Consider the following 14,212-nt stretch of genomic DNA (forward strand, 5'->3'; position numbering starts at 1 on the left):
CTGGGGGTTGCCCACAGGTCAAGGTCAAGCCCGGCGACACCGCCGCCGGTAGGTTGGGCCCATGCGTGTTGTCATCGCCGGAGGCCACGGCAAGATCGCCCTGCTGCTCCAGCGGCACCTCGCCGGCCGCGGCGACTCCGCCGTCGGCCTGATCCGCAACCCCGACCAGGCCGACGACCTGCGCGCCGCCGGCGCCACCGCGGTCGTCTGCGACCTCGAACACGCCGACGTCGACGAGGTCGCCGCGCACCTGCGCGACGCCGACGCGGTGGTCTTCGCCGCCGGCGCCGGCCCCGGCAGCGGCGCCGCCCGCAAGGACACCGTCGACCGGGCCGCCGCCGCGCTGCTCGCCGACGCCGCCACCCGCGCCGGCGTCCACCGCTACCTGCTGGTCTCCTCCATGGGCGTGGACAACCCACCCGCCGCCGGCACCGACGACGTGTGGGCCGCCTACCTACGCGCCAAACGAGCCGCCGAGGACGACCTGCGCGCCCGCGACCTGGCCTGGACGGTGCTGCGCCCCGGCCGGCTCACCGACGACGAACCCACCGGGCACGTCACCCTCACCCGACACGCCGGCCGAGGCGACATCAGCCGCGCCGACGTCGCCCTGGTCCTCGCCGCGCTCCTGGACGAACCCCGCACCGCCGGCACGACCCTGGAACTCGTCGGCGGAACGACACCGATCGCCGACGCCGTCCGCGCCGCCGCGAGATGACCCCCGGGCTGGGGTCGCGGTACGTGACCCCAACCCGGGCCGGTCAACGCTGGTGGTGACGCGGCAACGCCGCCTGCCCCGCCACGCCACCCACGAAGGGCGCCCCCGGCGTCTCCTTCGCGATCCGGTCCATCGTGCGCGCCAACTGCTCACTGCCGTCGTCGAGATGCCGCGCCGCCGCCTGCATGTGCGACACCATCATCTCGCCGAAGATCCGCAACGCCTCCCGGGTCGCCACCGTGTCGTCGAAGCTCGGCCCGGCCGTACTGCGGTACTCCGCCACCGCCCGCTCGGCCTCCTGCTTCGCCTCCTCCGCCGCCGCCCGCATGTAACTCTCGTACTGCAACCGGGCGTACTCGGCGACCCGCCGCGCGTAGTCGTGCGCCTGCGCGATGATCTGCTCGGCCTCCCGCTGCGCCGCCGACAGCAGATTCACCTCCTTGGCCGCCGGCACCTTCACCGCCGCGCCCGTGCTCGGGATCACCCCGTGGCGGTGCAACTCCACCCGGTCGGTGAGCCGCTCGTTCTCCGCCCGCAGGTTCGCGATCTGCGTCGCCAACAGATCCAACTCGTCGGCGACCTGCACCCGGAACCGGTCCACGTCCGCGTTGTCGTAGCCACGCCGCGCGAACGGCGCCGTCCCGAACTCCCACCGCCGAACCCGGTCGGAGGTCATCCGCACCTGCACACCGCCGGACACCTGAATCCCGTCGTACCGGCTGATCGGGGTCGCGCTCACCTCTCACCCCCCTCACTCGACTGCTGGACCGCCGTACGCCACGCCGGGCCGTACCACTGCTTGCCCAGACCCTCGTGATGCACCTGACCCTCGTGGTAACCCGCCCGAGCCAACGTCTGCACCGCGTGCGACACCATCTCGTCCGACCCGCACACGTACACGTGCCGCGAACGCCAGTCACCATCGGCCAACGCCCGGTCCACCGCGTACACGAACTCACCCGGCCGGTTCGCGTCCGCGCCCACCACGTACGTCACCGTCAACCACGGACACGACGACGCCAACTTGTCGATCGCGTCGCTGTCGTAGAACTCGCTGCGCGACCGCGCACCCACGTACAGATCCACGCGACGACCGGAACCCTCCGCGGCGACCTGCTCCACCAGGGCCTTCACCGGCGCCCAGCCGGTGCCCGACGCCAGCAGCAACAGGTCACTGGAACCCGCCGCCCACAACGCCAGGTGCTCCCCCACCGGCGCGGCCAGATGCACGCGGTCCCCCACCGCCGAGCCGTACACCAGCCGCGACGACACCGCGCCACCCGGAGCGGCCCGCACATGCAACTCCAGCGTGCCGTCCGCGCGCGGCGCGTTCGCCGGCGAGTAGTACCGCCACGACCGCACCGACGGGTGCGACACCCCGATCGACTGACCCGGGGTGAACGGCAACAGGTACTGCGGACGCACCGTCAACACCGCCACGTCGAACGCCCGCCGCTCATGGGACACGATCTCCGCCACCCACCACGGCGGGTTCACCGCCTCCGCGGCCTGCGCCGCCTCCGTCATCACCTGCGCGATCAGCCCGTACGCCGCCGCCCAGTCCTGGGCCAGCTCATCGGTCCACTGCTCGGCGAGAAAATGCTGCAACGTCGCCAACAGCGCCTCACCGACCGCCGGATAGTGCTCCGCGCGGACCGCGAACTTACGGTGATCCGCGCCGAGGTCCTGCAGGAAACCCACCAGCCGATCGACCTGATCCACGTGGGACACGATGTGGCCCAGCGCGGTGACCAGGCGGTCCCGCTGCCCCGCCATGTTCGTGGGGAACATCTGCCGCGTCTCGGGATGCGCCAGAAACAACGTCGAATAGAAGTAGAGCGGCACCTCGTCGCCGTGCCCGGCGACGAGGGACCAACTCTGCTTGAGTCGGGCCGCGTCCACGCTCAGACGCCCGGACGCTCTCCGGTGGCCACCACCTGGTCCTGCACCTGCGCCAGCACCGCCCGCACGTCGTCCTGCACGTCGGCCGGAACACCCAACTCGGTCAGCGTCGCGATCAGGTACTCACCGACCTTGGCGTAGTGCGCCACCGGAATGCCCAACGGCTGGTGCGCCTCGGCCAACCCGCGACCGGTGTACTCGTTCGGGCCGCCCAGCACCACCGTCAACATCAACGCCAGGTGCCGACGCTGGCCCGCCATGTCCACAGTGGCGAAATAACCCGCCAACTCCGGATCGGCGAGCACCTTGTCGTAGAACAGCTCCACGGCCGCCTTCACCGAACTCGCTCCGCCGATGCGGTCGTAATTCGAGGCGGGAGCGGTCTCTTCCGTAACCGTCACGGTCGTTCCTTCCGGGGTGACAGGTCGCGCGCGCGGTGACGCGCAGGGGCAACGGCCACCGACGCCACACCGTCAAGCCGCTGCGGCACACCGGGGACCGTGACGGACCATAGCGTGCCCGCAACCTCCGGTCAGGGCCCCCCTATCGGTTTCCCGACAGTCGACGCACACGCATCGTCACCACAGTGGACCCCGAAGATCCACCCACGGCAATCAGAAGATCACCCACGGTATCCACTGTGGAAAACGTCACCCGGGGAAACCGTCACCCGGACGCCACGACCTGACCCGCAGTCACCAGACGGCCGTAGCCAAAAGAGTCACCCGTATCGCCGGACCGGGCACCAGCGGACGCGCAGCGCGACTCAGCCGGCCCGCCGCCGCGCCCGCCGCGCCGCCAACTCGTCACCCACCGGATCCGACGAGGGCCCCACCACCGGCTCCGCCGGGCCGCTCGCCGCCGGCTCCGCCGGCAGATGCGACAACGACCCCTGGATCTCCTTGAACGCCCCACCGATCGCGATCCCGAAGACGCCCTGCCCACCCTGCAACAGGTCGACCACCTCCTCCGGGGACCGACACTCGTACACCGTCGTCCCGTCGGAGATCAGCGTGATTCCCGCCAGATCCTCCACACCACGCGACCGCAACGCCTCGATCGCCTTGCGGATGTTCTGCAGGGACACCCCCGCGTCCAACAACCGCTTCACGACCTTCAACACCACCAGATCGCGGAACGAGTACAACCGCTGCGTCCCCGAACCCGACGCGTCCCGGACGCTCGGCACCACAAGCGTCGTGCGCGCCCAGTAATCCAACTGCCGATAACTGATGCCCACCGCGTGACACGCCGTCACACCTCGGTAGCCCACCGAGCCGTCACCCTCAGTCGCCACACCCGGCGACGACGCACCCGGCTCACCCAACTGTGTACCCGGATCAGGATCCTGCGGCTCGTGCATCCGGACAACCTCCCCGTCAGTGCGGCGACGCGTCGTTTCCGGGACGCGCACCCCTCGACACGGCAACCCTAACGCCACCTTCAGGGGTTACCACGGAGGAACCGACGCGACACGCCGCGCAGCCACCGAGAAAGATCACCAACCACACGCCGACGTCACCCACCGTGACACCAGCGCGGAACCGAGCCACTCAGCCCGCGAAATCCTCCGGACGCACCTGCTCCAGGAACTCGCGGAACTTCTCCACCTCGTCCTCCTGCTCGTCGGGGATGACGATCCCCGCCTCGCTGAGGACCTGCTCCGCACAACGAATCGGCGCACCGACCCGCAACGCCAACGCGATCGAATCGCTCGGCCGCGCCGACACCCGCACCCCATCGCCGATCAGGAGATCCGCGTAGAACACGTTCTCCTTCAGCTCGGTGATCTCCACCGCCTGCAACGGCGCCTGCAACGCCGCCAACACATCCCGCAAAAGATCATGCGTCAACGGACGGGCCGGCTTGACCCCCTGCTGCTCATAAGCGATAGCCGTGGCCTCGACCGCGCCGATCCAGATCGGCAGATAGCGGTCGCCCTCGACCTCCCTGAGCAGGACGATCGGCTGGTTGCTCGGCAGCTCCACCCGAACTCCGACCACGCTCAGCTCGCGCACCGCCGCCTCCGTGTCGTTGTCACCTACGCCGCACCGCGCCCTTCCCTGCACGGTACACGGACCGCAACACGGTCGTCCGATGCGCTACAGCACCACGCCCGCGCCAGAGAGGGGTTACCCCGGCAAGCCTACGGCACGCTTCGGAGAAGAGATCTTTCCGCTCCACCGCCGCCTGCCGGGCACCCTCACCGACCCAACGTCGACCGAAGCCCCACCCGCACCAACGCCGCGTGCAACTGCTCCGACAACGCCACCAACTCCCGCGCCGTCTCCGCCGCCCGCGCCCGCGCCGCCGGATCACTCTGCCGCGCCAACGGCGCCACCAACTGCGCGAACAACCCGACCTCACGATCGGCCGCGCTCCGGTAACCCCGCAGATGCCGCGGCTCCAACCCGTACGCCGCCAAACCCGCCACCGCCGACGCGATGATCAACGCATCCGCGTCGTACCACCCCGGCGGATCCGACACCAGCACACCGAGCCGCTCCAACTCCACAAGCGTCGACTCGTCGATCCCACTGCGAGCCACCAGCTCAGCCCGGCCGAGCCGCACCTGCGACGACTCGGCCGGCTCCGCCGACTCCCGACCCGGCACCGCACCATCGGGCCCCACCGCGACCAACGCCGGCCGCGACCGCTCCGGCTGCTCGCCAGACGAATCCCACTGGGCCAACTGCTCACGGATCACCCGCAACGGCAGGTACCGGTCCCGCTGCGCGGTCAGCACGAACCGCAACCGCGCCACATCGTCCCAGCTGTACTTCCGGTAACCCGCCGCCGTCCGCTGCGGCTCAACCAGCCCCTCGGCCTCAAGGAACCGCAGCTTCGAAATCGTCGTGTCCGGGAAATCCACCCGCAACTGCCCCAGCACCTCACCGATGCTCATCAGCGGCTGGGACCGGGCCGCCCCGGGTGGCGTGGAGGCCGCAGGCTCGTTCACCCCCGGCCGGCCTCCTCCTCCGGGCGCGGACCGGCGATGAACACCACCCGGAACTTACCGATCTGTACCTCGTCACCATTGCTCAACGTGGCCGCCTCGACCCGCTCACGATTCACGTACGTGCCGTTCAGGCTACCCACGTCCCGCACCGTGAACGTCCCACCATCACGATGGAACTCCGCGTGCCGGCGCGACACCGTCACATCGTCGAGGAAGATGTCACTGTCCGGGTGCCGGCCACTGGTCGTCACATCGTGGTCCAACAGGAACCGGGCACCCGCATTCGGGCCGCGACGAACCACCAGCAGCGCCATACCCGGCGGCAACGAACCGGACATCCGGCTCGGCACCACATCGGTGTCCGGCCCTTCCAGCACTTCGTCGAGCGAGCCGAGATTGAGCGTCGAGGTGACGTCGAGTGGGGGGAACTCGTCGTCTGGGCGCGTCATGGGACCACCTCACGGATCTGTTCGGTCGGCGTCGGGTAATGGCGGGTCTGGCCCCCGGGCGCTCGTCCACCCGGCGGCTGGCTCCCCGTGCCCGGGAAGGCAATTCCACAACGCTCAACTAATGGATTCTTCTCGGTCGACTGGGCGAGCCTAGCCAGCGCCGAAATGCAGGGCAACCGGACGCGCGCAGACATCCCGCACACCGGATCAAGCACACTCAGCCTTCGGTGATCTTCTGGTACGCGCCCGCCGTCAGCAACCCGTCCGTCGCCGTCGGATCGTTCGGAGTGATCTCCACCAGCCAACCCGCACCGTACGGATCCGTGTTGATCAGCTCAGGGGTGTCACCCAGCGCGTCGTTGCGCGCCGCCACCGTGCCCGCGACCGGCGCGTAGATCTCCGACACACTCTTGGTCGACTCGATCTCACCCAGCGAGTCACCGGCCGCGACTACCGCACCCGCCTCCGGCAACTGCACGTACACGATGTCACCCAACGCGTCCTGCGCGAAGTGCGTAATGCCGACCCGCACCGAGCCGGTACCGTCACCCGCCACCCACTCATGCTCGGCGGTGTATCGCAGATCCTCGGGAATCACCAGACGCGTCCTCATCCATCGGTGCCCCGGACCACCCGGGCCCGGCGCGGCCGCGCCGGTCAGGAGACCGGACGGGCGTGTTCCTACTTGGTCGGCGCGTGCAGCGCCGAAACCTCGGCAACCTCACGCTCCCCAAACGCCACGTTACCGCCGTCACCCCGGACCGACGCGACCACCCCACCAGGAATGTTCAACGCCGTACGCATCGTCGCCGGATCACCGATCACCGTGATGGTGTACGGCCCCGTCAACCGACGCCCCTCCACCATCAACGACCCGTTGTCCCCATCGAGGAAGTACGTCGATGCGATCACCCGCACCGTCGCCCGGTCACCACCGGAGATCTGCATCGCCTCCGCGCCCGCGCCCCGCAACTCCTGCACCGCGTCCAACACCCGGTCCGCCGTGATCGGCTTGACCCCGTTGCTGGAGAACTGCACCGTCAACCCCGGACCCACCGCCGGCAACGTGCCCGCCAGAATCCCCAGCTCGTCCGCCCGACGAGTCGCCTCGTCCAACGCCGCCTGCCGACCCTGCGCACCCGAGGCCAACTGCCGCTGGCTCTCCTCCAACGCCCGAATGTCCTGCTGGAGACGGTTCTCGCGCGCATCCAGATCCGACAGGATCCGCACCAGATCCTCCTGACGCGTCGCCCCCAACGTCGGATCCGTCGACGTCGTCCGCAACTGCACGACAAGCGTGAACCCCAGCAACGCCAACAACGCCGCGATCATCACCCCGGCCGCGCTGAACCGCGACCGACCCGCCGCCACCGCAGGGGCCGACTCCGCCACCGGCTCGTCCACCGGCTCACCCGCCCGCGCCACCGCGCTCAGGTCCACCGTCGCGCCGTCATCGACCGGGGCCACCCCGGGCTCCGCATCCGGAGACTCCGGCTCCTTCGTCGGACCATGCGGCGCCAACGGACTCAACTCGTCCGGATCCGGCGCGTCCGGCCGCGGATCCGGCTCACCCGCCGGCCCACCCGGCCGCCCCGGCACCGCCGGCTGCGGCCAGCCCGTCCCCGTCTCCGCCTGCTCGTCGCTCATCGCTGTCAAACCTACGCCCGGAACAGGTGCCGACGGATCGCCGCCACATTCCCGAAGATCCGCACACCCAGAACGACCACCACACCGGTGGACAACTGCCCGCCCACGCCCAACTGATCCCCCAGATACACGATCAGACCCGCCACCAGCACGTTCGAGATGAACGACACCACGAACTGCTTGTCGTCGAAGATGCGGTCCAACTTCGCCCGGACCCCACCGAACACCGCGTCCAACGCGGCGACCACCGCGATCGGCAGGTACGGCTGCAACGCCGCTGGCACCGTGGGGTCAAGCCACACGCCCAGCACCACACCGGCGAGCAACGCCAGCACCGCGATCATCCGCCACCTCCGGAAGGACTAGCGGTCCCCGGCGAACCCGACGACCCAGGACTGCCGGACCGGACACCCGACCCCGAAGGGCTCGGACTGACCGACGGCTTGGCGTAGCGTAGCTGCGGCTCCGGAGCCGCCGGCAGGGTGAGGTCCTCCGCCTTGCGCACACCGAACGACAGGCCGGTCTTCTGCGCGACCTCCTGCATCACCGCCGCGCTGCGACTGTCCTCGAACTTGCGCCGCATCGACCCCGGCCCGATCGCCGACACCTCGTACGGCCCCGTCACCGGCCGGAAATCCACCAGGATCGCCTCGCCCGCCGTACGGATCGTCGACGTCGACGTCAACCGCTGCCCATTGATCGCGATCGCCTCGGCACCGGCGCTCCACAACGCGTTCGCCACAGCCTGCAGATCGCTGTACAGCACCTGCGGCGGCCCCGCGCCCTTACCGGTCACCGCGTCCGCGTTGCCCGGGGCGTCCGCCAGGCGCACCACCACACCGTCACCCCGCACCCGGCCGAGCCCGGTGACCGCCTCCAGGTCCCGCAGACGTGCCGCGGTCGACCCGCTCAACGCCGCGTCCCGCTGCCGGCTGACCTCCTCCCGCAGCTGATCCGCGCGCGCCGACAACCGGTCGGTCTGGCTCTCCCGCTCCTTGATCTGCGCCACCAACCCGGAGCGGGCCTGAGCACGCCCCGGCTCGTCCGCCATCGTCTGGCGATACGCCACCGCGAACAGGAAACCCAGCACCACCACCACGACCAGGCTGACCGACCGCGCCGGCCAACCCCGGGACGCGTCCTGCGACGACGCCACCCGCTCGCGCGCGGCCGCCGCGTCCGCGTACCCCGGATCCAGGGGGTTGCGGAACAGCTCGGTGAGGAAGTCCGGGGCGTACACCCGATCCGGGCGGGGACGCTCCGGCGGCGTCGCGCTCACGCGGCCGCTCCCGGGTCGCGCGCCGCGCGCACCAGCCTCGACGCCTGCACCACGTACATGGCGCCGGCCACCCAGTAGAGCACCAGCCCCCACCAGGCCAGCCCCCAGCCGATCGCGGCCGTCGCCGTCGCCGCCTGACTCCACTCGGTGGCCAACAGCAGCACCGGGAACGCCGCGAGCAGCAGGAACGTGGCGGTCTTGCCCACGTAGTGCACCGGTGGCGGCCCGTACCCGTAGCGGCGCAACACCGCCAGTGAGCCGAGCAGCAACGCCTCCCGGGCCAGCAGCGCCGCCGTGAACTGCCACGGCACGATCTCCCGGGCGGTGAAGGCAAGCAGCGTGGCGAGGATGTAGAGCCGGTCGGCGAGGGGGTCGAGCAGCTCCCCGAGCCGGCTCACCTGACTCAGCCGGCGCGCGATCCAACCGTCGACCCAGTCGGTGGTGCCGCCGATGGCCAGCACCACCACCGCCGCCACGTCCGCGCGGGCCACCAGGAACAGGTAGAGGAACAGGGGTACGCCCAGCAGGCGCCCGAAGCTGATCAGGTTGGGCAGGGTGAGCACCTGGTCGCCGGGAGCCTGGTCACCGGTGTCCCGCGGATGCTCTGCCCGAGCCGGCCGACGCGACACCCGAACCTCCTCCACCGCACGCCCCGACGCCAGACCGAGATCGGGCGCGGCGGAGGTCGTACGCGCTGTCGGGCCGGCAACCGCCGGCTCCCCTGCGGCCCCGGGATGGGACCTCTGCCCTGATGCGGCCCGCGATCTCGATGATCACGGGCCGGCTGAGTGCGCTGCCACTATATCGGGCTTCCCCGCGCTCCTCGGCCGCCGCCGCGTGCTGTCGGTGCGGCTGTGCCGCACTGTGGCGTGGATCACCACGTGTAGAGCGTCCTAGGATACTAGTGGAAGGGGGACGGCGGTTCAGGCCGTCTGGACCGCTTGATCGGTCTGCTGCTCCGGCACCGTCTGCGTGGCCGCCCGACCGAAGGCGAGCAACGACAGCAACAGATCGTGCTGCATCCGGGGCGGCATCCGGTCCAACACGGCCTGCACCGCGCGCTGGCGCCGCTCCGCCAGCTCCCGCAGCAGGGTCAGGGCGGCGGCGGTCGGCACCAACCGCACCTCCCGCCGGTCGCGCGGGTCGGCCACCCGGCGCAACAGACCGGTCGCCTCCAGCCGGTCGCAGAGGCGGCTGGCCGAGGAGGGCACCACGTCCAGCAGCTCCGCGAGACCGTTGACGTTGGTCTCCCGTCGGCCGCTGATCAGCATCAGCACCCGCAGCTGGGTCGGTGGCACCTGATGCCGCGACGCCGCCGAGTCGAGCACGGCGATCAGCGTCTCGGCGGCCGCGTCGATCGCCGAGGCGAGATCCGCAGGTCGCTCCACCCGATGTCCCCTGCCGTCGTCACGCTGGTGCCCGCCCGGCGCGGCGGCGGCAACCCTCATCCGCCGTCCCGCTCACGCGGACCATGCCAGTCGAGGCAGACGACGACGGCGTCGTCGCGCAAATCGGAATCCGCGTGATAGGCGTGTAGTTCGCGCATCACCGTACCAACCGCCTCGGTCGCCGGCTGCAACCGTGTGGCCCGCAGGGATCGGGCCATCATCCGCTGCCCGTACGGCTCCCGCCCCGCCGGCTCGGCCGCCCACACGCCGTCGCTGACGACGAAGACACGGTCACCCGGCGCGAGCTGGAACTCCTGCAGCTCGTAGCGGGTCTCGGCGAACATGCCCAGCGGCAGTTGCTGCTCCAGCTCCACCGGCTCGACCGTCGCGCCACGCATCCGCAGCAGGTGCGGCGAACCGGCGTCGACCGCCCGCACCCGCCCGGTGCGGATGTCCAGCTCGAGCAGCAGCGTGGCCACGTACCGACGGCCACGGTGCTGGTAGTAGACCGTGTCCGAGGCCAGCTCCGCCTGCTCCACCAGGCCACCGCCGGAGCGGCGGGCGTTGCGCATCGCGTTCACGGTGACCGCCGTCAGCAGCGACGCGGCCAGGCCCGTGCCCTCGCCGTTGAGCACCGTCAGGGTCAGCCGGTCACCGTCCAGCGACCAGTCGAAGTGGTCGCCACCGACGGTGTACGCCGGTTCCAACTGCCCGGCCAGGTGAAAGGCGCGGTGCGCCACGCTACGACCGGGCAGCAGGTCCCACTGCATCTCGGCGGCCATGCTGAGCCGCTCCCGGCGACGGGCCCGCCGATAACGGTCGGTCTCCCGGTCCGCGGCCCGCATCGCCACCGCCAGGTCGCCGGCGATGTCGGTGGCGCGGCCGGTCATCGCCGGGCCCGGGACGGTCGGCAGTTCGATGAGCAGCACACCCAGCCGCTCCCCCCAGACCGTCAGGGGCAGGTAGAGCCGGCAGACTCCGTCGTCCAGCCCGTCGCGCACCGGCTGCTGGCTGGAGAAGCAGCGCTGCGCCACGGTGTGCTGGGCCAGGGCTCCGGCCGCCGGCAGGTCCGGATCCAGCACCGGCCAGAGCCCGCTGATCCGGTAGTCGGCGACGAACACGTCGGTGCGTAACGCGCCCAACGCCGACCGGATCGCCCGGTCCGCCGCTTCCGCCAACTGGTCGGGCGCGGCCTCGCGCAGCGCGCGCGACACCCCGTCCGGCGCGTCCACCATGGTTGGTCGTCCCTCCATAAACTTGCTACAGGGCAAGCATCATACGGACGCCACCGGGCAGCCGGTCGTCGCGGGTCAGTCGGCGTCCCGTGCCGCCAGTACGCCGTGAAAGGCGTCCGGCACGTCGGCGGGCGGGCCGGCGGGCCGCCACCGGTGGACCGGGACGATCCCGTCCGACGTCGGCGTCCACCGGCCCAGCAGTGGTGCGAAGGCCGCCGGGGGACGCATCCGGAATTCCGGACCCATCATCGCCAGCGCCTGCGGGTGGGCGGCCAGCTCCTCGGTGTCGAAGTCCACGGCCAGCAGGCTGCCCGGCGCCGCGGCGGCGAACAGCTCGTCGAGGGTGCGCGTGAGCGTGGCGTCGTCGAGGAACGCGGCGAGCCCGAGGAAGACCACCCCCACCGGCCGCCGCCCCCACCCGGGTACGAATCGATGCAGCTGGGCCGGGTCGATCGTGCCGATGTCGGTGGCGTCGCCGTAGCCGTAGCCCGCCCGGTCGCTGTCAGCGAGGATCCGCTGCCCCAGCCGGATGGTGACCGGGTCGACGTCGGTGTAGAGCACGGTGGCCTCGGCGGCGACCTCGTGCACGTTGCCCATCGTGGGCACCCCCGCGCCGAACACCAGGAACCCGTCCACGCCCTGCTCGACCATCGCCCGCACCGCCCGGCGCAGGAACGCCCGCAACTCCCGGAAGACCGGCGCGCACGGCCCGTACGCCTGCTCGAAGGCAGTCGCCGCGGCCACGTCGACGTCGAAGTGGTGTTTCCCGCCGAGCCAGAAGTCGATCATGCGAGCGGTGCTCGGCTCGTCCGGTTCATCCATCGACGACGCTCCTCCCCGTCCGGTCGCCGCCAGCGTACCGACCCGGGCCCGACCGGCGGTATCGCTCCGTCGCGCCGCCACGCCCGCGATACTGGCTCGGCGGGAGGTGAGACGGGTGAACTCGGCGGATAGCGCGGCGGTGATGGTCGGCGTGGACGGCTCGGAGCCGTCCCTGCGCGCGGTGCGCCTGGCCGCCGCCGAGGCCGTCCGCCGGCACCGGCCGCTGCGGGTGGTGCACGGGTTCATCTGGCCGGTGCTGCACGTGCCGGTCTCCCCCGCTCCCGACGCGCCGGACTGCGCCACCGGGCCGAGGAGCTGGTCGCCGCCGCGGTGGCCGAGGCCGAGGCGACCGCGCCCGGGCTGACGGTCTCCGGCGAGATCATCGACGGCGAGGCGTCTGCGGTGCTGGTGGGTGAGTCCCCCACCGCCGCGCTCATCGTGCTCGGCGACCGCAGGCTGGGCGGCTTCTCCGCGCTTGTCGTCGGCTCGGTGGCGGTGCAGGTCTGCGCGTACGCCGGCTGCCCGGTGCTCGTCGCCCGCGGCGACCAACGCCCCGACGAGCCGGTGCTGGTGGCGATGGACGGCTCGGCGGCGTCCCGGCTCGCCGCCGACTTCGCCGCCGAGACCGCGGTGGCGCGCGGCGTGCCGCTGCGCGCGGTGCACGCCTACCGGCACCCCGGCAGCAGCGGCCCCGGTGACATGCAACCCCTGGTGTACGACGAGGCGCAGTTGCACGCCGAGCAGGAGCGGATGCTCACCGGCTGGCTGGACGGGCTGACCGACCGCCACCCGGGGCTGCGGCTGACCTGGCGGGCGGCGCACGGCCGCGCCGGCGCGGTGCTCGCCGAGGCGTCCCGTTCGGCCCAACTGTTGGTCGTCGGGGGGCAGGGGCGTGGCGAGGTGACCGGCTTGCTGCTGGGGTCGGTGAGTCAGTCGGTGCTGCACCACGCCCGCTGCCCGGTCGCCGTGGTCCGCGGTCCCCGCTGACACCCCGGGTTGGCCTCCCGCCAGACGGGTAGACGGCCGCGGTACGCCAACGGCGACGAAGGAGGCAGCAGATGCCAGGACCACGGCCGGGCAGCAACGCGTACGACAAGCAGCGGGCGCGGTTGCGCAACGCGATCGACGACTCCGGACGCCGGGTGCCCGACGGCAAGGCCAACCAGGTCGCGAACCGGATCCTGCAGGAGGATCGCGGCCAACGGGGCGTCGTACGTGGCGAGCGCACCTACGGCCCCAAGAGTGAACGCGAACCGGGCGACCCGAAGTGAGGGGGGTCGACCTGGCCGACGGCGCCATCGCGGGCGCCGTCGGCAGCACCGCGCTCAACGTGGTCAGCTACCTGGACATCGCTCTGCGGGCACGGCCGGCGAGCAGCACACCGGAGCAGACCGTCGACCGGCTGGCCGGCATCGCGCACGTGGACCTGGGGTCGGGGCCCCGGGCGGCGAACCGCCGCTCGGGGCTCGGGCCCCTGATCGGCTACGGGCTGGGCATCGCCGCCGGCGTGGCGTTCGCGCTCTACGCCGGTGGTCGGCGCCAGCCACTGCCGATGGCCACCGGCGTGCTCGGCGCCGGCGTCATGGCGATGACCGACGGGTCCATCACCGCGCTGGGGATCAGCGATCCGCGTACCTGGCGGCGCTCCGACTGGATCTCCGACATCATCCCGCACCTGGCATACGGACTGACGGCCGCCGCCACCAGGGAAATGTTGGGGGGGCCCGTCCGGAACGGGGGTTTTGGCCGGGGGTGGGGTTTGTGATAGGGCTCCCGCGCACCCCCCCGGCCGGAAGGCCCCATCTATTTAAAT

Annotated in this window: 18 protein-coding genes and 1 pseudogene; 4 read left to right on the plus strand and 15 right to left on the minus strand. The window is 71.4% G+C overall.

Translation table 11 applies throughout. The annotated features are described in order from the left end of the window. The first annotated feature begins 61 nt into the window (after positions 1 to 61). Positions 62 to 718 carry an NAD(P)-binding oxidoreductase gene (locus ABZU46_RS05820; protein WP_354855308.1) on the plus strand — a complete coding sequence of 219 codons (657 nt, stop codon included), beginning with the start codon at positions 62 to 64 and terminating at the stop codon, positions 716 to 718. 43 nt (positions 719 to 761) lie between these two features. Here ABZU46_RS05820 and ABZU46_RS05825 read toward each other — a convergent pair whose 3' ends face one another. The 15 genes from ABZU46_RS05825 to ABZU46_RS05895 all read right to left on the minus strand — a co-directional run bounded on the left by ABZU46_RS05825 (position 762) and on the right by ABZU46_RS05895 (position 12,399). Beyond that, positions 762 to 1,457, minus strand: a complete 696-nt coding sequence (locus ABZU46_RS05825; protein WP_354855309.1) for a DivIVA domain-containing protein — start codon at positions 1,455 to 1,457, stop codon at positions 762 to 764. Further along, positions 1,454 to 2,620 carry a globin domain-containing protein gene (locus ABZU46_RS05830; protein WP_354855310.1) on the minus strand — a complete coding sequence of 389 codons (1,167 nt, stop codon included), beginning with the start codon at positions 2,618 to 2,620 and terminating at the stop codon, positions 1,454 to 1,456. The genes ABZU46_RS05825 and ABZU46_RS05830 overlap by 4 nt, the downstream gene beginning before the upstream one ends. Positions 2,621 to 2,622: 2 nt before the next feature. Next, entirely contained in the window at positions 2,623 to 3,021 is a 399-nt protein-coding gene (locus tag ABZU46_RS05835; protein ID WP_354855311.1) for a group 1 truncated hemoglobin, read from the minus strand. A gap of 365 nt (positions 3,022 to 3,386) precedes the next feature. Then, positions 3,387 to 3,983, minus strand: a complete 597-nt coding sequence (locus tag ABZU46_RS05840) for a MerR family transcriptional regulator (protein WP_354855312.1) — start codon at positions 3,981 to 3,983, stop codon at positions 3,387 to 3,389. A gap of 190 nt (positions 3,984 to 4,173) precedes the next feature. Beyond that, positions 4,174 to 4,638, minus strand: coding sequence for a bifunctional nuclease family protein (locus tag ABZU46_RS05845; protein WP_007460347.1), 465 nt, complete (start codon positions 4,636 to 4,638; stop codon positions 4,174 to 4,176). A gap of 185 nt (positions 4,639 to 4,823) precedes the next feature. Continuing rightward, positions 4,824 to 5,525 carry a MerR family transcriptional regulator gene (locus ABZU46_RS05850; protein ID WP_193376631.1) on the minus strand — a complete coding sequence of 234 codons (702 nt, stop codon included), beginning with the start codon at positions 5,523 to 5,525 and terminating at the stop codon, positions 4,824 to 4,826. A gap of 50 nt (positions 5,526 to 5,575) precedes the next feature. Beyond that, the gene (locus ABZU46_RS05855; RefSeq protein WP_007071101.1) at positions 5,576 to 6,028 is read right to left on the minus strand and encodes an FHA domain-containing protein; all 453 of its coding nucleotides are present in this window, start codon (positions 6,026 to 6,028) and stop codon (positions 5,576 to 5,578) included. A 217-nt stretch (positions 6,029 to 6,245) separates the two neighbouring features. Beyond that, on the minus strand, positions 6,246 to 6,626 hold the full coding sequence (gene gcvH, locus ABZU46_RS05860; RefSeq protein WP_007460354.1) for a glycine cleavage system protein GcvH: 381 nt from the start codon (positions 6,624 to 6,626) through the stop codon (positions 6,246 to 6,248). An 83-nt stretch (positions 6,627 to 6,709) separates the two neighbouring features. Next, entirely contained in the window at positions 6,710 to 7,675 is a 966-nt protein-coding gene (locus ABZU46_RS05865) for a DUF881 domain-containing protein (protein WP_354855313.1), read from the minus strand. 11 nt (positions 7,676 to 7,686) lie between these two features. Then, positions 7,687 to 8,019 (minus strand): small basic family protein, encoded by a 333-nt coding sequence (locus ABZU46_RS05870; protein WP_007460356.1) that lies wholly within the window; start codon positions 8,017 to 8,019, stop codon positions 7,687 to 7,689. Next, entirely contained in the window at positions 8,016 to 8,954 is a 939-nt protein-coding gene (locus tag ABZU46_RS05875; protein WP_354855314.1) for a DUF881 domain-containing protein, read from the minus strand. The genes ABZU46_RS05870 and ABZU46_RS05875 overlap by 4 nt, the downstream gene beginning before the upstream one ends. Further along, positions 8,951 to 9,583 carry a CDP-alcohol phosphatidyltransferase family protein gene (locus ABZU46_RS05880; protein ID WP_354855315.1) on the minus strand — a complete coding sequence of 211 codons (633 nt, stop codon included), beginning with the start codon at positions 9,581 to 9,583 and terminating at the stop codon, positions 8,951 to 8,953. Before ABZU46_RS05880 ends, ABZU46_RS05875 begins: the two co-directional genes overlap by 4 nt. Before the next feature lie 294 nt (positions 9,584 to 9,877). Further along, positions 9,878 to 10,342, minus strand: coding sequence for a MarR family transcriptional regulator (locus ABZU46_RS05885; protein ID WP_354855316.1), 465 nt, complete (start codon positions 10,340 to 10,342; stop codon positions 9,878 to 9,880). A gap of 56 nt (positions 10,343 to 10,398) precedes the next feature. Next, on the minus strand, positions 10,399 to 11,577 hold the full coding sequence (locus ABZU46_RS05890) for a PP2C family protein-serine/threonine phosphatase (protein ID WP_354855317.1): 1,179 nt from the start codon (positions 11,575 to 11,577) through the stop codon (positions 10,399 to 10,401). Between the two features lie 75 nt (positions 11,578 to 11,652). Further along, on the minus strand, positions 11,653 to 12,399 hold the full coding sequence (locus ABZU46_RS05895; RefSeq protein ID WP_354855318.1) for an SAM-dependent methyltransferase: 747 nt from the start codon (positions 12,397 to 12,399) through the stop codon (positions 11,653 to 11,655). Positions 12,400 to 12,514: 115 nt separating this feature from the next. Between ABZU46_RS05895 and ABZU46_RS05900 the strand changes: the two are divergent. From ABZU46_RS05900 to ABZU46_RS05910, 3 genes and pseudogenes are all read left to right on the plus strand, one after another. After that, positions 12,515 to 13,386, plus strand: a pseudogene (locus ABZU46_RS05900) (universal stress protein). A 71-nt stretch (positions 13,387 to 13,457) separates the two neighbouring features. Next, positions 13,458 to 13,670, plus strand: a complete 213-nt coding sequence (locus ABZU46_RS05905; RefSeq protein WP_088948250.1) for a phosphatidylethanolamine-binding protein — start codon at positions 13,458 to 13,460, stop codon at positions 13,668 to 13,670. Beyond that, positions 13,667 to 14,164 carry a hypothetical protein gene (locus ABZU46_RS05910; RefSeq protein ID WP_354855319.1) on the plus strand — a complete coding sequence of 166 codons (498 nt, stop codon included), beginning with the start codon at positions 13,667 to 13,669 and terminating at the stop codon, positions 14,162 to 14,164. Before ABZU46_RS05905 ends, ABZU46_RS05910 begins: the two co-directional genes overlap by 4 nt. The last annotated feature ends 48 nt before the right edge of the window (positions 14,165 to 14,212 follow it).

Source organism: Micromonospora sp. NPDC005197 (assembly GCF_040608295.1).
Classification (GTDB): Bacteria; Actinomycetota; Actinomycetes; order Mycobacteriales; family Micromonosporaceae; genus Micromonospora.